The sequence below is a fragment of the Pantoea sp. SM3 genome (assembly GCF_000963995.1).
Taxonomy (GTDB): domain Bacteria; phylum Pseudomonadota; class Gammaproteobacteria; order Enterobacterales; family Enterobacteriaceae; genus Pantoea; species Pantoea rwandensis_B.
Map to the genome: position 1 here is coordinate 57,807 of NZ_JZRD01000016.1, position 17,025 is coordinate 74,831.

General features: G+C 54.8%; 13 protein-coding genes and 1 tRNA gene. 1 reads left to right on the forward strand and 13 read right to left on the reverse strand.

The window, feature by feature from the left end:
- Positions 1 to 427 precede the first annotated feature (427 nt).
- From dppF to VI01_RS10070, 9 genes are all read right to left on the reverse strand, one after another.
- The gene (gene dppF / locus VI01_RS10030; RefSeq protein WP_045815020.1) at positions 428 to 1,435 is read right to left on the reverse strand and encodes a dipeptide ABC transporter ATP-binding subunit DppF; all 1,008 of its coding nucleotides are present in this window, start codon (positions 1,433 to 1,435) and stop codon (positions 428 to 430) included.
- The gene (gene dppD / locus VI01_RS10035) at positions 1,425 to 2,411 is read right to left on the reverse strand and encodes a dipeptide ABC transporter ATP-binding protein (RefSeq protein WP_038643846.1); all 987 of its coding nucleotides are present in this window, start codon (positions 2,409 to 2,411) and stop codon (positions 1,425 to 1,427) included. The genes dppF and dppD overlap by 11 nt, the downstream gene beginning before the upstream one ends.
- A gap of 12 nt (positions 2,412 to 2,423) precedes the next feature.
- Positions 2,424 to 3,326, reverse strand: a complete 903-nt coding sequence (dppC, locus tag VI01_RS10040; RefSeq protein ID WP_045815021.1) for a dipeptide ABC transporter permease DppC — start codon at positions 3,324 to 3,326, stop codon at positions 2,424 to 2,426.
- 10 nt (positions 3,327 to 3,336) lie between these two features.
- Positions 3,337 to 4,356 carry a dipeptide ABC transporter permease DppB gene (gene dppB / locus VI01_RS10045; protein WP_034827777.1) on the reverse strand — a complete coding sequence of 340 codons (1,020 nt, stop codon included), beginning with the start codon at positions 4,354 to 4,356 and terminating at the stop codon, positions 3,337 to 3,339.
- 323 nt (positions 4,357 to 4,679) lie between these two features.
- On the reverse strand, positions 4,680 to 6,290 hold the full coding sequence (gene dppA / locus VI01_RS10050) for a dipeptide ABC transporter periplasmic-binding protein DppA (RefSeq protein ID WP_045815022.1): 1,611 nt from the start codon (positions 6,288 to 6,290) through the stop codon (positions 4,680 to 4,682).
- A 1,322-nt stretch (positions 6,291 to 7,612) separates the two neighbouring features.
- Positions 7,613 to 7,689, reverse strand: a tRNA-Pro gene (locus tag VI01_RS10055).
- 125 nt (positions 7,690 to 7,814) lie between these two features.
- A complete protein-coding gene (gene eptB, locus VI01_RS10060) occupies positions 7,815 to 9,506 on the reverse strand; it encodes a kdo(2)-lipid A phosphoethanolamine 7''-transferase (RefSeq protein ID WP_038643851.1) in 1,692 nt (563 codons plus the stop codon).
- 259 nt (positions 9,507 to 9,765) lie between these two features.
- Positions 9,766 to 10,194, reverse strand: coding sequence for an organic hydroperoxide resistance protein (locus tag VI01_RS10065; protein WP_038643852.1), 429 nt, complete (start codon positions 10,192 to 10,194; stop codon positions 9,766 to 9,768).
- 97 nt (positions 10,195 to 10,291) lie between these two features.
- Complete coding sequence (locus tag VI01_RS10070) at positions 10,292 to 10,756, reverse strand: MarR family winged helix-turn-helix transcriptional regulator (RefSeq protein ID WP_045815023.1); 465 nt, start codon at positions 10,754 to 10,756, stop codon at positions 10,292 to 10,294.
- Positions 10,757 to 10,817: 61 nt separating this feature from the next.
- On the opposite strand from VI01_RS10070, the gene VI01_RS10075 reads away from it, so the two are divergent.
- A complete protein-coding gene (locus VI01_RS10075; protein ID WP_045815024.1) occupies positions 10,818 to 11,411 on the forward strand; it encodes an HD domain-containing protein in 594 nt (197 codons plus the stop codon).
- Between the two features lie 43 nt (positions 11,412 to 11,454).
- Here VI01_RS10075 and VI01_RS10080 read toward each other — a convergent pair whose 3' ends face one another.
- The 4 genes from VI01_RS10080 to VI01_RS10095 all read right to left on the reverse strand — a co-directional run bounded on the left by VI01_RS10080 (position 11,455) and on the right by VI01_RS10095 (position 17,025).
- Positions 11,455 to 11,751, reverse strand: a complete 297-nt coding sequence (locus VI01_RS10080; protein WP_034827767.1) for an HTH-type transcriptional regulator — start codon at positions 11,749 to 11,751, stop codon at positions 11,455 to 11,457.
- Between the two features lie 250 nt (positions 11,752 to 12,001).
- Complete coding sequence (gene uca, locus VI01_RS10085; RefSeq protein ID WP_045815025.1) at positions 12,002 to 15,601, reverse strand: urea carboxylase; 3,600 nt, start codon at positions 15,599 to 15,601, stop codon at positions 12,002 to 12,004.
- 81 nt (positions 15,602 to 15,682) lie between these two features.
- Positions 15,683 to 16,318 (reverse strand): urea amidolyase associated protein UAAP2, encoded by a 636-nt coding sequence (locus tag VI01_RS10090; RefSeq protein ID WP_038643857.1) that lies wholly within the window; start codon positions 16,316 to 16,318, stop codon positions 15,683 to 15,685.
- The gene (locus tag VI01_RS10095; protein WP_038643859.1) at positions 16,318 to 17,025 is read right to left on the reverse strand and encodes an urea amidolyase associated protein UAAP1; all 708 of its coding nucleotides are present in this window, start codon (positions 17,023 to 17,025) and stop codon (positions 16,318 to 16,320) included. Before VI01_RS10095 ends, VI01_RS10090 begins: the two co-directional genes overlap by 1 nt.

Below are 17,025 nucleotides of genomic sequence, written 5' to 3' on the forward strand. Positions count from 1 at the left end.
CACACTAAAAGAGAGTGAGGGAATTCTGATTACAAAAACGGCGTATTCAACAAAAGACTTTTATCAATATGATTGAAAATCTGGCAATGCAAAAAGTGTGCAGTTATTTAAGGCCGGAGATTTATTAATATCGATTAACTGAAATAGTAACGGCAAAACATTCACCTAAACTACTGATATGAAGCGAATATGGTTCAAGTTACGGATTTAACAGGTGCGTGATTATGCTCACATAATCCTGACGCTATTCAGAATTTGCCTTAACGATTTAACCCTTAATCAGGACCAATCGATTACTGATGCACTGGAGTAATACATTTCCAGGCGCTTCCGGCAGAAACATTTTTCGCGTTAGCATCCCTGAAGTATAACGCAGGAAAAAATAAAGGCTCCCGCAGGAGCCTTTATTCATTTTTGGCGTTGTTAATTACACGCCCACAGGCTGATTCTCGTCCTGATCCACCGCGAAACAGGCAATTTGCTGTTCGCCATATTCCTTCAGTTTGGGCTGCAACTGGACGCAGGTACCAAAACGGCGGCGGCAGCGCGCGTTAAACGCACAGCCCGGCGGCGGATTAAGTGGACTGGGCAGTTCACCGGTCAATTTAATCCTTTCACGGCGCTCATCTGGATTCAAACGTGGCGTGGCTGACAGCAATGCCTGCGTATAAGGATGACGCGGATGACTGAAAATGGCCTCTTTGCTGCCTCGTTCAACGCAGCGACCTAAATACATCACCATCACTTCGTCAGCGATATGCTCCACCACCGACAAATCATGAGAAATGAACACATAGGACAAACCCAAATCCTGCTGCAAATCCATCATCAGGTTGAGCACCTGCGCACGCACGGAAACGTCGAGCGCAGAAACCGGTTCATCGGCGATCAGCACGTCCGGATCGAGCATCAAACCGCGCGCGATGGCGATACGTTGGCGCTGACCACCAGAAAACATATGTGGATAGCGATCGTAGTGCTCGGTTTTCAGGCCCACCTTCGCCATCATCTCCAGTGTTTTCTCGCGACGTTCCGCTTTAGTCAGTGAGGTGTTAATCACCAGCGGTTCTTCGAGAATCTGGCTGATTTTTTTGCGCGGGTTAAGCGAGCCATACGGGTTCTGGAACACGATCTGGATTTTCTGACGACGCAGTTTTTGCGCCTGTGGATCGTGTTTCAGCAAATCCTGACCGTGCCAGTAAAGCTGGCCTTCGGTCGGCGTCTCAATCATGGTCAGCAAACGGCCAAGCGTGGATTTCCCACAGCCCGATTCACCCACCACCGCTAGCGTTTTACCGCGTTCAAGGTTAAACGACACGCCATCCAGCGCTTTCACCAGGCGTTCCTGACCAAACAGCCCTTTCTTCACCGGGTAGTGTTTTTTCAGGTCGATTGCCTGCAGCAGGTAATCCTGCTGAGTATTATTAAGACTCATAAGTCGGTCTCCCGGCATCATCCAGTGGGAAATGGCATTTAGACTGGCGACCCGGAATGTCACGCAGTTCAGGTTCTTCACGACGGCAGCGTTCGGTCACATACGGACAGCGCGGATTGAGCAGACAGCCGGTTGGACGGTCATATTTGCCCGGCACCACACCCGGCAGCGAAGCCAGACGCGCTTTATCTGCGGCAAACTCCGGCAGCGCACGCAGCAACGCCTGAGTGTACGGATGACGCGGCGCTTTAAAGATATCTACCGCTTTACCGCTCTCCACGACCTGGCCGGCGTACATCACGATGATGTGCTGCGCGGCTTCTGCCACCAGCGCCAAATCGTGGGTAATCAGGATCAGCGCCATGTTCTCCTGCTTCTGCAACTCCAGCAGCAGTTCGATGATTTGCGCCTGAATGGTCACATCCAGCGCTGTCGTCGGTTCATCGGCAATCAGCAGTTTGGGTTTGCAGGCAATCGCCATGGCGATCATCACGCGCTGGCTCATGCCGCCTGACAGCTGATGCGGATAAACATCCAGACGAGAGGCCGGATCGGGAATACCGACCTGATCCAGCAAGTCGATCGCACGCTGACGGCGCGTGCTTTTGCTACCGCCCTGATGCACCTTCAGCGCTTCCATAATCTGGAAGCCCACGGTGTAGCACGGGTTGAGGCTGGTCATCGGGTCCTGGAAGATCATCGCCACTTCCGCGCCCACCAACTGGCGGCGCTCTTTCTCAGAGATCTTCTGCAAATCGCGCTGGTTGAACTCCAGCTTTTCCGCCATTACGCGGCCGGGATAATCAATCAGTCCCATGATCGCCAGCGAGCTGACCGACTTACCAGAGCCGGATTCACCCACAATTCCCACCACCTGGCCTTGTTCAACCTGGTAGCTGATACGGTCTACTGCACGGAACGGTGTCTTTTCGTCGCCGAAGTGCACCGACAGTTTTTCTACATTTAATAGTGCCATCTCGGTGCCTCTTTACTGCTTGAGTTTCGGGTCGAGTGTATCACGCAAACCATCGCCCATGAGGTTGAATGCCAGCACGGTGAGCAGGATGACGACACCAGGGAACGTCACTACCCACCAGGCACTTTGCGCATACTGCAACACGTCGGAGAGCATGGTGCCCCACTCCGGCGTTGGCGGTTGCGCCCCCATTCCGAGAAAGCCCAACGCCGCCATATCGAGGATGGCGTTGGAGAAGCCTAATGATGCCTGCACGATCAGCGGTGCCAGGCAGTTAGGCAGAATATTGACGAACATCTGGCGCAGCGTGCCGGCACCCGCCACGCTGGAGGCGGTGACGTAGTCGCGGTTCACTTCCACCAGCACCGCTGCACGCGTCAGACGGATATAGTGCGGCAGCGCGACGAAAGTAATCGCCAGCGAGGCGTTGACAATCGACGGACCAAAGATCGCCACCAGCACCAATGCCAGCAGCAGACTCGGCAGCGCCAACATGATGTCGACCAGACGCATGATTACCGCATCGACAACGCCGCCGAGGTAACCCGCCATCAGGCCAAACACCACGCCAAGGATCAGCGACAGCACCACCACCAGACAGCCGACCAGCAGCGATAAACGTGCACCGAACATCAGGCGTGACAGCACATCACGGCCTACGTCATCGGTGCCGAGAATAAATTTCCAGCTGCCGCCTTCCTGCCACACCGGCGGATGCAGCAGCGCATCACGGAACTGCTCTGACGGCGCGTGCGGCGCCAGCACATCGGCGAAGATGGCGATCAGCAGCATCAAAATGATGTAAACCAGGCCAATCAGCGCGCCTTTATTACGTTTGAAGTAGTGCCAGAATTCCTGAATCGGGGTCATCGGCTTAGGTGCAGCGCTTACGCTTGCGGGATCAACAGTTGTCATGATGCCCCCCTTATTTCTTATGTCGAATGCGCGGATTCACCACGCCGTACAACAGATCAACCAGCAGGTTGACCACGATGATCAGAATCGCCACCAGCAGCACGCCGCCCTGCACCACCGGATAGTCACGACGCTGCAATGCTTCGATCAACCAGCGACCGAGTCCCGGCCACGAGAAGATGGTTTCCGTCAGAATCGCGCCCGCCAGCAAAGTGCCGACTTGCAGGCCGATCACGGTGACCACTGGCAGCATGGCGTTGCGCAGCGCATGCACCACGATGACGCGCATACGCGTCAGGCCTTTAGCGCGCGCGGTACGGATATAATCCTCACCCAGCACTTCCAGCATTGAAGAGCGCGTCATACGCACGATCACCGCCAGCGGGATAGTCCCCAGCACGATGGCCGGCAAAATCATGTGCATCACCGCATCTTTGAAATCGCCCTCTTCACCCCACAACAGCGTATCAATCAGCATAAAACCGGTGAGTGGGTGGCTATCGTCGAGGAAAATGGTGTCACTGACACGCCCCGAAACCGGCGTCAGGTTGAGCTGCACCGATACCAGCATGATCAGCATGATGCCCCACCAGAAAATCGGCATCGAGTAGCCGGTCAGCGAGATACCCACCGCGGTGTGGTCAAACACCGAACCGCGTTTAACTGCCGCCAGCACGCCCACCGGAATGCCCACCGCAATGGCGAAGAGCATCGCGCAAATGCCGAGTTCCAGCGTGGCTTTGAAGCGGGGGACGAACTCATCCCAGACCGGGATGCGGCTTTTCAGCGAGATACCGAGGTCGCCGTGCAGCACACCATTAATGTAGGTGATGTACTGTTTCCACATCGGCTGGTCGAGGCCAAATTGGGCCATCAACTGGGCGTGGCGCTCGGGAGAGATACCGCGTTCACCCGCCATGATCAGCACCGGGTCACCGGGGATCAGATGGACAAACGCAAAGGTCAGTAAGGTAATACCGATGAACGTTGGGATGACAAGGCCCAGACGTCGGAGTATGAATTGCAGCATAAGCCGGATTCTCAGTCATTTCCCGTGGCGTTACCGCCAGGGACTACATTGCTCACAACACGCAATCGACAACGTCGTTTGCGACGCAAGAAGCGCTTCAAAATCCCCGTCATACTTCATGCTGCATCTGCGTTGGCTGCATTCGCTCATCCCAGTCACTTACTTGAGTAAGCTCCAGGATATTCACGAAATTGCCGCCTTGCTACAGCGTGAATTATTGAGGGTATATAAGAAATTAACCGGAAAAAAAGTGCGGAGACCGGGCGGCAAAGGTGCCGCCCGAGGGCCAGCAGCGCTGGCCCAGACCGCGATAATCCGAAAGGTTATTCCTGGATATCGACGTTTTCGAAGTGATGTTTACCTAATGGATCAACCACATAGCCAGTCACTTTCTTGCTCACCGGCTCATACACGGTAGAGTGAGCAATAATCAGCGCCGGAGCCTGGTCATGCATCACGACCTGAGCCTGTTTGTAGAGCTCAATACGTTTGTTGTGATCGGCTTCAGCACGTGCAGGCTGAATCAGATCTTCAAACGGCTTGTAGCACCAGCGTGAGTAGTTAGAACCGTCTTTTGCGGCGGCACAGCTAAACAGGGTGGCGAAGAAGTTGTCTGGATCCCCATTGTCACCGGTCCAGCCCATCATGACAGTCTGGTGTTCACCGGCTTTGGCGCGTTTCAGGTACTCGCCCCACTCGAAGGTGACGATCTTGGCTTTCACGCCAATTTTCGCCCAGTCAGCCTGAACCATTTCCGCCATGCGACGGGCGTTCGGGTTGTAAGGACGCTGTACCGGCATCGCCCACAGGTCGATGGAGAAACCATCCGGCATGCCGGCTTCTTTCAGCAGTTCTTTCGCCTTGGCAGGGTCATAAGCGTAGTCTTTCACCGCATCGTTGTAGCCCCACATGGTTGGTGGGATCAGGTTTTTCGCGGCCTGGCCAGCGCCCTGATACACAGCGTCGATGATGGCTTGTTTGTTCACCGCCATGGTCAGTGCCTGACGCACTTTCACGTTATCCAGCGGCTTTTTCTCGGTGTTGAATGACAGGTAACCGACGTTCAGACCAGGCTGTTCCATCAGGTTGATTTTGTCATCTTTTTTCATGCTCGCGATGTCAGCCGGGTTTGGATACGGCATCACCTGGCACTCACCTTTCTGCAATTTGGCGTAACGCACAGAAGCATCAGGGGTGATAGAGAACACCAGACGATCAATCTTCGGCTTGGTGCCCCAGAAGTCTGGGTTCGCTTTATACAGAATGCGCGAGTCTTTCTGGTATTGCTGCAGCACGAATGGACCGGTGCCCACTGGATTCAGATCCAGCTTCTCTGGCGTGCCGGCTTTCAGCATGTTGTCAGCGTACTCTTTTGACAGGATTGAGGCGAAGTCCATGCCGAGGTCGGCAATGAACGGCGCTTCAGGACGGCTCAGGGTGAAGCGTACGGTGTAGTCGTCAACTTTTTCGATTTTCTCGATCAGCTTAGGCATGTCCATGCCTTCGAAGTATTCGTAGCTGCCGCCCGAAACACCGTGGTACTTGTTGTTTTTGTCGAGCTGGCGCTCGAAGGAGAACACGACGTCGTCAGCGTTGAAGGTACGAGTTGGCTTAAAGTCTTTGGTGGTTTGCCATTTCACGCCTTTACGCAGATGGAAGGTATAGGTTTTACCATCTTCGCTAACGTCCCATTTTTCTGCCAGACCCGGCTGCAGCTCGGTAGTACCGGTTTTGAACTCAACCAAGCGGTTGTAGATCGGCACGGAGCTGGCATCGTAAGTGGTACCCGATGTGAAGAGCTGTGGGTTGAAGCCTTCCGGCGAACCTTCTGAACAATATACGAGGGTTTTCGCCTGGACACCCGCGGCAACAGTCATAGCAATCAGGCTAAGACCGACCTTCAGCATCCTGGATTTAGCCAGGGAGTTGATCATGTTTTGCTCCATTGTGATGTGATGTTGTGTGCGTCGCCCGACCTCTGAATTTTTTTATGCGGTTCGGGCAGCATGCGAGTGGTTTATTTTGTCATCCGGTAGCCAACGGCTCCTCAGAATCGCCCTACTCTGCATGTTATTGACGCATCAATTTGTCAACAGTTGCAAAGAACGTCAATACAAGGTGGGGTTATTTACACAGAGTGTGAGTAAGTGCAAGCAACGATAAAAAACAGGGTTATGGCGCTGAGCCAAAATTTAAAAAGGTGATAAAGCGCGCAATGCCGTGTGATTGTCTGGCTATGCAGCCAAATGACAGTGATTATCACCGCTAAAAAACACACAAAAGTTATTGGTAAACGTCGAATAACTGAACGATTCGTCGTGCGTTATGACGTTCAGGCAGCGAAATATGCTGGTGTAATGGCATAAGAAATCAGCAAAAAGCATTAATCGGTCATAAGAAGAATGTGTCGCGAATTAAGCGTGCAGGGTTGATTGCGCGAGGGGTCGAGTCGGTAAAGTTGGAATAATGGCGGGTAAATATGATTTGTTGGATGGGATGGGTGAATTAGAAGGTTAGGTATAAACATCATCGCTTTTAAACGGTGCGTTGCTCAGGGGAGGCGGTTCGATCGCAAAGACGGCGTAAATACATCCCTGTAGCCTCGGCCGCCGCATCCCTGCGGCGGACGCTTTGCTCCCCGAACCGCCTTCCCATCGCTCATCAGCAAGGGTGCCGCTGTTTTGAGAAGCAGCACGCGCCTAAGCGGCATCATGTTTTCTTTTTGCAGCTCGCACTGAACCGAATGTTCTCTTCCAAAAGCCCGCACAGAATCAGATGAAGGAGGGAATACGGGGCCGCGGAGTAAAGCGTTACACGCCAGGGATGGCGTGTGTCGAGCGATCAGGGACGAGACAGCGACTTTACGCAGCGGCCCCGTATTCACTCCTGGCGGCACCGGTTCCGCTTTTAAACCCCGCACCGAATCAACAACCTCGCCACGAGAAATAAACACAAAACCGAATATCAGCTTCCCAAAACGCGCACAGAATCTAACGAAGGAGGGAATGCGGGGCCGCGGAGTAAAGCGTTACACGCCAGGGATGGCGTGTGTCGAGCGATCAGGGACGAGACAGCGACTTTACGCAGCGGCCCCGTATTCACTCCTGACTGCACCGGTTCCGCTTTTAAATCCAGTAAAGAATCAACAACTTCGCCTTTGAAACCATACGCAGAACCATCTTCCATCCTGATAGCACCGATTCCATGATCGACAGACGAAAAAAAACCTGCTTTTTCAAGCAGGTTTCTTCAAATATGGTCGGCGAGAGAGGATTCGAACCTCCGACCCACTGGTCCCAAACCAGTTGCGCTACCAAGCTGCGCTACTCGCCGATGGGGGCGAATATTACTGCTCCCCCCGGAGAGCGTCAATCCCTTTTCCGTAAAATCCGCCCGATCGCCTGGAAAGCAAGCAGCACCGCAAAAAGCCCTGCCGCTCAACACCTTCCAGAAAACCCTTACAACGCTTTAGCAGGCGTCGCCGCGGGTGCCTGACACCAGTTATTCGCCGCTTTAATCCCGCCATCCGGCGAACTGTAACCCAGGCAGCCTAAAATGGTATCGAACAACTCAACATGACGATGGGTTTTCCCTACGCGCTGCTGCGCCTGCAAACGCTCGAAGTTACTGCGGTTAGTGGGATCTTCAAGATATTTATCAGAGGCCCAAACCATCATCGGCACGCGGAACTGCTCCGGCGGCGCCATCTCACGCGGCGTGCCGTGCAAGTGCATATTATCGCTGATCGACTCACCATGATCAGCGGCATAAAACACAATTGCCTTCTTATCACGTAGCTGATCGAGCACGCTATCCAGCATAGTATCGACGTACAGAATCGAGTTGTCATAAGCATTGATCAACTGCGCTTTGCTACAGGTCTCATCTACGCCCATACATTCCGGCTGATAACGTGCGAAGCTGCGCGGATAACGCTGAGAATAAAGATAATGCGAACCTTTGGTGTGCAACACCACCAGATGCTTACCTTTCGGGAAACGTTGCAGCGAGGCCTGCAGTTCCGGCACCAGCAGCATGTCATCCACCGCTTTACCCTGATTACGTTTCTCAGAACCAATCTGCTCACGGAACGAGAAATTATTCACATCGGCGTTATCGTAAAACCACACTTCACTCTGCATGGCGAACAGCTCAGAAGTAAAGCCCAGCTCCTTCATCACTGCAAAAACGTTCTGCTCTTTCAGCGTGCGGCCAGGGTTATCCATAGTGCCGCCTTCGCGCACAAACATGCAGCGCAGCGACAATTTGGTGGCGGTATCACAAGACTCACCACGGAACGCCACCAGGTTTTTCTCTTTGGAAAGCTTCGGCGTGGTATCGCGGTCATAGCCCAGCAAACCCATGTGGTCCCAACGCGTGGTTTCGCCAATCACAAACACCACATAGGTATCATCAATGCCTGGCGGTGCCACGTAAGTAAACTTCTTCGCTGGATCGAGCAGCTCCGCTCCATCCACCTCTTCATCAACTTTGGTCCAGGCAAACAGCCCCAGCGCCGCAATCCAGTTGGAAGGCAGATACGAATGTGCCACCACCCCGCCGTAGCTTGGCAGATCGATATTGGTGATCTCTTCATTCACTTTTTGCAGTTTGTCGAAATAGCGAATCGGCAACCACACCAGCGCGACGCTCAGCAGCATAATCACCGCTGGCTTCAGACGCTGACCCGGCGTTTTTAATTGCTCAATCAACGTCTGGCTGAGGTTATTGCGCCAAATCATCAGCAGCGGCAGCGCGCTGACCAGCACCATCCACATCACAAAACGCATGCCGACCACCTCTTTAGAGAGATCGACATCAGTGGTCATCACTGAGGCCACGATGCCGTAGCCGATCACCACATTAAAGAAAGCCATGTAATAGGCGGCAGCCACGGAAATCACCACGGTTAACGTGGCAAGGATGCGATAAACCCACTTACCGCCCAGCGATAGCAGACGCATCAGGAAAAACGTCAGCAGCACCGCAGCCGTCACTTCGGCTACCGCAGAGAGCCAGTTAGAGAGTGTGGATTTCGTTAAGAAGCCGTCAAATCGGCGATAAAAAATGGGCAAATTCAACAAGATGCCGAGATAGAGCGCAAGCAACAGCGACAGCTTTTGCTGCGTTAACGTTTTGATATAATTCATTTACTTATTCATTCCTGACCCGGTGTCAATAAACCAACCTTAAATGTGACTATTTAAAGTCAATAGAGTTCGTCCGTGAGCGAGAAAAGCGCAAGCAGCGAGCAGGAACGGGACGAATCTGAACCGGAACGGCAATGAAGGCGCATGCAGCGCAGAAGTAGAACATTTAACCAATGGTAAGACCAGACAATAATTGATCTGACCCCATAAAATGATAAAAGGCCCCTGACGGAGCCTCTTTTTTCAACTGGCTGCAACCTTAGCGAATGATGTTCAGGGTCACATCAATATTGCCACGGGTCGCGTTAGAGTACGGGCAAACAATGTGTGCCGCATCCACCAGCTTCTGCGCTTCTGCTGCATCCATTTCTGGCAGATGGATATTCAGTTTGGCTTCAATACCAAAACCGGTTGGGATTGGGCCAATACCCACTTCCCCTTCAATCCACGCATCTTTCGGCATGGTGATTTTGTCGCGACCCGCTACGAACTTCATCGCACCCAGGAAGCACGCTGAGTAACCCGCAGCGAACAGCTGCTCTGGGTTAGTGACTTCACCGCCTGCGCCGCCCATCTCTTTTGGCACGCCCAGTTTCACATCCAGCACATTGTCAGAAGAAGTCGCACGACCATCACGGCCGCCAGTGGCTTTGGCTTTTGCGGTATAAACAACTTTATCTAAAGACATGATAACCTCACTATTCACTATATAATCGCGCACTATATATATACGCAGTTTTTGACATTGACAGTCAGAATGCCGCCTTGACGACATCCGGCATACTTTATTTGGCGCGGTTGAGATTGGCGCGCAATTCGTCGAGCTGATTTTTTAATGCAATCAATGTGTCATCGTCGCAGGCAGTGGCGCAGCGCACCGCCTCGGGAATGCTTTGTGCCCGTTCACGCAGCGCACGACCTTCATCTGTCAGGGTCACCACCACCTGGCGCTCATCGCGACGCGAACGCTGACGGCGTAACAAACCCGCGGCTTCTAAGCGTTTCAGCAGCGGCGTCAGCGTGGCTGAATCAAGGAAAAGCTGCTCGCCAATCTCCGTTACGGTCACATCATCCTGATTCCACAGCACCAGCATCACCAGGTATTGCGGATAGGTAATCTCCAGCTCAGCCAGCAGCTGGCGATAGACTTTGTGCATCGCCAGATTCGCCGAATAGAGCGCGAAGCAGAGGTGTTGATCAACCTGGAGTGGCGTCTGCTGCACTTTTTTGTCATCTTGATTACTGTTCATGCGATTCAATATAGATAGCGCGCTAGATAATTGCAAGCAACTTTATTCCGGAGTGTTAAAGATGCGTGATTCACTGGAAGAGCAAGCGCGCCGTTATGCCACGCAGGCACATGCTGCTGCGGGTCAGCGTCGCAAATACACCGATGAGCCTTACATCGTGCACCCGGCTGCGGTGGCCGAACTGGTGCGCAGCGTCACCGATGATGAACAGATGATTGCCGCCGCCTGGCTGCATGACACCGTGGAAGATACCCCGAGCACGTTACAGGACATTGAAAGCCATTTTGGACAGCGCGTCGCGCAGTTGGTCGACATGCTGACTGACAGCGCGCAGCCCGAGGCGAAAAACCGCGCCGCCCGCAAACTGGCGCACTTCCGCCATACCGCCGAAGCCTGTCCCGATGCGCAAACCATCAAGCTGGCCGATATCATCGACAACACCCGCGCCATTGTGCATTTCGATCCCGACTTTGCACGTATCTACCTGATTGAAAAACAGATCCAGATTCAGTTGTTGAATCAAGGCGATCCGCAATTGTGGCAGCAGGCAGAGCAGATCATTCAGCAAGGCATTGATCAGTTGGCGCAGCCACCACACAGCGTGCCAGAGAGTTGGTTTGTGAAACAGGCGGCAAAATACGGCGGATTGAGCTAAAAAAAACCCGCCGTGCAGGCGGGTCAGAGAACCGATAGTCTTTTTACTCGAGCAACTGCCGCCCCAGGTAGGGATTCGCTTGCAGCAGTTTCATCAGTTTACGTGCCGTAGCGGATGGGCGCGTGCGTTGCGCCTCCCAACTTTTTACAGATGAAACGCTCACCCCCATCACGCGGGCGAACTCATCCACCTGCATGCCGGTCATTTCGCGTAAACGCTGTGGCTCGGGAACGGATACTGCGTTGAGTGTAATTTCTGATACGGAAGGCTGTGCATCACGTGTCAAAACAATCTGCTCAAGGCTACTCAATAACTCGACCATTGGATCTTTTATTTCCATAGAGAACTCCTTAAAAACTCACTATGAAGCACGTGAAAGTAGAGAGGTAAGCGCCACCAGGCGCTGAAACCCGGCCAAGTCAGGCTGTATCCCGCAGCGGTCTTTTCGATTTTTTATTAAACCGTTACGGGACACAGCCTGTTGCACACTGCGAAAAGATGTCATGGCAATGCAACAATCAGCCGGGTTACTAATTATGGGTCAAATCCCCGGCTTTGCTCCCTGATTACTGATTATTTTTTATTCTTACTTATGCCGCAGAAGGATCGATCACCATAAGTAACTGACCCGCCTGCACTTGCTGCCCAGCCTGCCGATAGAAACTATGGATTTTTCCACTGACTGGCGCCACGATCGGGATTTCCATCTTCATAGATTCGAGAATGCCTACCGTGGCACCCGCTTCAATCTCACTGCCTTCGTCAACCAACCATTGCCACACGCTGCCCGCCACCAGGCTCTCTACCGGGCTACACCCTGCAGGCACCGTAATCTCTTCACTACTCTGTTCCTGCAGCTGACTGTCGAAGGTGAATTGCCCTTCTGCTCGCCAGCACGCCAGTTCACAGTCAAAAGCCTGCTGACGTTGCTGCTGGAAGGCGTCGATTTCCTCCGCCTGCTCCACCAGCATCGCCTGATAATCTGCAAGGCGGAATTCGCCCTCTTCGCTCCGCAGCGGATAGTCACCCCACGGGAAACGCTCGCGAATGCTGAGCAATTCCTCGGCGCTGACCGGATAAAAACGGATTTGATCAAAGAAGCGCAGCAGCCACGGCTGTGTGAAGGCCGAGGTTTGTCGATCGCGGTTCCACATCTGCATGGTGCGCCCGACAAACTGATAACCGCCCGGCCCTTCCATGCCATAGACGCACATGTAAGCGCCGCCAATACCTACCGAGTTTTCTGCTGTCCAGGTGCGCGCCGGATTGTACTTCGTGGTCACCAGGCGATGACGGGGATCGAGCGGCGTCGCCACGGGTGCACCGAGATAGACATCGCCCAGCCCCATCACCAGATAGGCGGCGCTGAACACGATCTCCTTCACCTCATCAATGCTGGTAAGGCCATTGATGCGGCGGATAAATTCAATATTGCTGGGGCACCAGGGTGCATCAGGTCGCACCGACTGGCTGTAGCGGGTAATGGCATCACGGCATGCCGCATCATCCCAGCTGAGCGGTAACCACACGGTACGCGATGGCACGGCGGCCTCGCTGAGATCGCCCAGCTCTCTATCAATGTGCAAAATTTGCGCCAACACCTCACTTCTTGCACAGCGCTGTGCATCGTAGTGCACCTGCAGCGAACGGATGCCCGGTGTTAATTCCAGCTGTCCCGGCAGCGGATGGGCTTGCAGCTGTTGCATCAACGCGTGCACACGGAAACGCAGGGCGATATCCAGCATCAAATCGCCGTACTCTACCAGCAGGAAGCGGTCACCTGCCGCACGCACACTGAGCGATGGGCGGCCATTTTCTGCCGCCTGATGGTGCAATAGTGGATCAATAAGGGGCAGCGCAGCGTTCACTGTAAGCGGTACGGATTGCAGTTTGATGATCGCTTCACGCTCTGCCTGCGCCAGTTGATCCGCACTGCTGAGATCGATCGGCAGGAAGCGCACGCGATCCCCGGCTTTGAGCTGTCCGAGCTTCCACAGATCGGCTTCGATCACCGTGGCCGGACAGACAAAGCCACCGAGTGAGGGACCATCCGGACCGAGGATCACCGGCATATCGCCGGTAAAATCCACCGTGCCAAAGGCATAAGCGTTGTCATGGATATTGGACGGATGCATACCCGCTTCGCCGCCGTCGCTGCGTGCCCAGGTCGGTTTCGGTCCGATCAGGCGGATGCCGGTGCGGCTGGAGTTGTAGTGCACCTGCCACTCGGCGGCAAAGAACTCCGCGATGTCATCATCGGTAAAGAAGGTCGGTGCGCCGTGCGGGCCGTAAATCACCCGCAGCTGCCATTCGCCGTTGAGTTCCGGCACCAACTCACCAGGCAAGTCTGCCGTTGCCAGCACCTGCGGATCGGCAAGATGCAACACATCGCCCGCACGCAAAGCGCGCCCGGCATGACCGCCAAATTTGCCGAGCGTAAAGGTGCTGCGGCTGCCGAGATAGCGCGGCGTATTCAAGCCGCCCGCCAGCAGCAGATAGCTGCGGCACCCTTCGCTGACATCGCCCAAGGTCAGGGTTTGCCCGGCCTGTGCGGTGACAATCTGGTGCATCGTTAATGTCTGCTGATCCAGCTGCGCGGCAATCGGTGCCCCGGTGATGACAAAGCTGCACGCCTGGTTAAAACGCAGCGTGGGGCCGCGCAGGGTGATCTCCAGCCCTGCCGCCTGCGCGTCGTTTTTCAATAAGCGATTACCTAACTGGAACGCGCGGCTGTCAAACGGGCCCGACGGCGGCACACCGACATGCCAATAGCCGACGCGGCCAGGCGCATCCTGCACCGTCGTTAAAGTGCCGCCGCTGAGGATATCCAGCGTAGGCGGTTGCCACTGCACGCCGCCCAACGTGGCGGTGATGATGCGGCCCTGCTGCACTTCCGACAGGGAACAGAGATGGCGCAACCACAGCAGATTGGTTTCGATGCCGTACAGCTCGGTGGCGTCCAGCGCCTGCGCCATGCTGCGCAATGCCACTTCACGGTTAGCCGCATGCACAATCACCTTCGCTAGCATCGGATCGTAGAACGGCGACACCTCCATGCCGGTTTCCACGCTGCTGTCGATGCGCAGCGTGGCATCATCAATCTCTGCGGGGAACTTAACGTGGCTAAGCAAACCGGCACTGGGCTGGAACTGTTTGGCCGGATCTTCGGCGTACAGGCGCACCTGAATCGCATGGCCCTGCGCCTCAGTCGTTAAGGTGTGCAGCGGCGGCAACGTTTGTTGCGCCAGCTCCACCATCCAGCGAACCAAATCCACGCCGTACACCATTTCGGTGACGCCGTGTTCAACCTGCAAGCGGGTGTTCACTTCGAGGAACCAGAACTGCTGGCTGGCATCATCGTAGACATACTCCACGGTGCCTGCGCTGCGATAATTGACCGCGCACGCCAGACGCACCGCCGTGGCTTGCAGTTCGGCGCGAACGGCCGCACTCAGTCCCGGCGCGGGTGTTTCTTCCAGCACTTTTTGGTTGCGGCGCTGGGCGGAACAATCACGCTCGCCGAGGGCGATGACGTTGCCGGCCCCATCGCCAAAAATCTGCACTTCAATGTGGCGCGCGCGGGCGATGAACTTCTCTAAAAATACGCCATCGTCGGCGAAATTATTGCCTGCTAAACGTTTAACACGCGTAAATGCCGCACTCAGCTGTTCGACATCATCACAGCGCTGCATGCCAATTCCGCCGCCACCGGCGGTGCTTTTCAACATCACCGGATAGCCAATCTGTTCCGCCATCACTCGCGCTTCGTCCAGCGAAGTCAGCAAACCACTGCCGGGCAACAGCGGCACCTGATTTTCCTGTGCCAGCGCACGTGCACGATGTTTTAAACCGAACGCGGCCATCTGCCCGGCACTCGGCCCGAGGAACTGCACGCCGGCCGCTTCACAGCGCGTCACAAACTCGGGATTTTCGCTGAGGAAACCGTAGCCGGGATGCACTGCCTGCGCCCCGCTCTGTGCGGCAATTTCCAGTATTTTTTGCTGATTGAGATAAGTGTCTCGCACCTGCCCTTCGCCCAGCGACCAGGCTTCATCGGCCAGTCGCACATGGCGCGCGTGGCGATCGGCTTCGGCATACACCGCAATCGCGCGGATGTTCATGGCTTGCAAGGTACGGATGATGCGCACGGCAATCGCGCCACGGTTGGCAATCAATACGCGATTAATCATGAGTAAAATCTCTTATTACGGCAGGTCGTCCTGCAGGGACAATGACGGCTTTAAAACGGGTCGTCCCGTTGCGTCAAAGATTCACCACACGCTGACTAAGATCGGCGTCGGGTTGTAACCGTTACAGGGATTGTTGAGCTGCGGGCAGTTTGAGATCAGCACCAGGATGTTCATCTGCGCCACCATCTCGACGTATTTGCCCGGTGCAGAAATGCCATCGGCAAAGGTCAGACCGCCGTCGTGCGTCACCGGCACGTTCATAAAGAAGTTGATGTTGTGGGTGATATCACGGCGCGTCAGGCCGAATTCCGGTTTTTCGGCCACTGCCAGCATCCAGCTATCGCGGCAGGAGTGCATATGACGCTTCTCCAGGTCGTAGCGCACGGTGTTGCTCTCACAGGAACAGGCACCGCCCAGCGTATCGTGGCGGCCACAGGTATCGGCGGTGATCGTCAGCATCGGACGATCTAAGTTGGAACGCAGCACGCTGCCTGCACTCAGAAACACATTTTTTTGCCCGCGCAGCGTATCGCTCATGCTGTAGCGTTCGGCAGTGTCGTCGGCATTGAAAAACAGTGTATCGGCAGCCTGATTACCTTCCAGATCGGTGATACGCAACGTCTGGCCCGCTTCGATACGCTGCAACCAGTAATCACCGGCATTCACCTGCTGCTGGAATGGCGCTTCGGCGGGATTGAGTAAGCTTTCAGTGATCATCAGATTTCTCCTTGCAGCTGATAGAGCGCGTTGTTGCGCAGACCGCGCTGGTTCTCACCACGCGCCAGGCAAATTTCCGGCAGTGGCGCGCGCTGGGCGTTCAGTGCGATCTGCACCGGCTGGCGCGGATATTCGCTGCTGGCATTCAGCGGATGCGGGCAGGTGTGCAGGATCACTAACGTGTCCATGGCGAAGCGCAGCCGCACCTGTGCGCCAGGTGCACCCTGCTGCTCCAGTTGCAGCGCGCCGTTATCATCGGCGCGCACCCTGGCAAACAGGTTGAGGCAAGAGGCCATATCACGCTGGCCGAGGCCGTATTTCGCCAGCTCGACGAGGAAACTGTCGTAGCCGTTTTGATGGCGCAGATTGCGCGCCTGCTGATAGTCGCTGGTGCCGAAGCGTGCGGCAGTTTGCTCAGCATTTAAGGTGCCGCAAACGCTCTCATGCCAGCCGAAACTGTCTTCTTCGATGCCGCAAAAAATGCGCCCCATATCGGAATAAAGGCAGTGCCCGGCTGTCAGACGGAAGGTGTGCTGGCACTTCAACGTATCGGGCGCGTTGTAGCGCTCCAGCAGATTTTCCGGGTTGTAGAACAGCATGCCGACGTTGGCGCCGCCTTCAATATCGGTCAGTGTCAGTGCGGTGCCGCTGCGCATCACCAGCGACCAATGCGATCCCGCCGGTAACAGGGTTTGATAAGCATTCAT

Bases quoted from the DNA above. Each gene is read 5' to 3' on its own strand.
- dppF (WP_045815020.1), bottom strand. From the start codon at position 1,435: ATGAGTCTTAATAATACTCAGCAGGATTACCTGCTGCAGGCAATCGAC.
- dppD (WP_038643846.1), bottom strand. From the start codon at position 2,411: ATGGCACTATTAAATGTAGAAAAACTGTCGGTGCACTTCGGCGACGAA.
- dppC (WP_045815021.1), bottom strand. From the start codon at position 3,326: ATGACAACTGTTGATCCCGCAAGCGTAAGCGCTGCACCTAAGCCGATG.
- dppB (WP_034827777.1), bottom strand. From the start codon at position 4,356: ATGCTGCAATTCATACTCCGACGTCTGGGCCTTGTCATCCCAACGTTC.
- dppA (WP_045815022.1), bottom strand. From the start codon at position 6,290: ATGATCAACTCCCTGGCTAAATCCAGGATGCTGAAGGTCGGTCTTAGC.
- eptB (WP_038643851.1), bottom strand. From the start codon at position 9,506: ATGAATTATATCAAAACGTTAACGCAGCAAAAGCTGTCGCTGTTGCTT.
- VI01_RS10065 (WP_038643852.1), bottom strand. From the start codon at position 10,194: ATGTCTTTAGATAAAGTTGTTTATACCGCAAAAGCCAAAGCCACTGGC.
- VI01_RS10070 (WP_045815023.1), bottom strand. From the start codon at position 10,756: ATGAACAGTAATCAAGATGACAAAAAAGTGCAGCAGACGCCACTCCAG.
- VI01_RS10075 (WP_045815024.1), top strand. From the start codon at position 10,818: ATGCGTGATTCACTGGAAGAGCAAGCGCGCCGTTATGCCACGCAGGCA.
- VI01_RS10080 (WP_034827767.1), bottom strand. From the start codon at position 11,751: ATGGAAATAAAAGATCCAATGGTCGAGTTATTGAGTAGCCTTGAGCAG.
- uca (WP_045815025.1), bottom strand. From the start codon at position 15,601: ATGATTAATCGCGTATTGATTGCCAACCGTGGCGCGATTGCCGTGCGC.
- VI01_RS10090 (WP_038643857.1), bottom strand. From the start codon at position 16,318: ATGATCACTGAAAGCTTACTCAATCCCGCCGAAGCGCCATTCCAGCAG.
- VI01_RS10095 (WP_038643859.1), bottom strand. From the start codon at position 17,025: ATGAATGCTTATCAAACCCTGTTACCGGCGGGATCGCATTGGTCGCTG.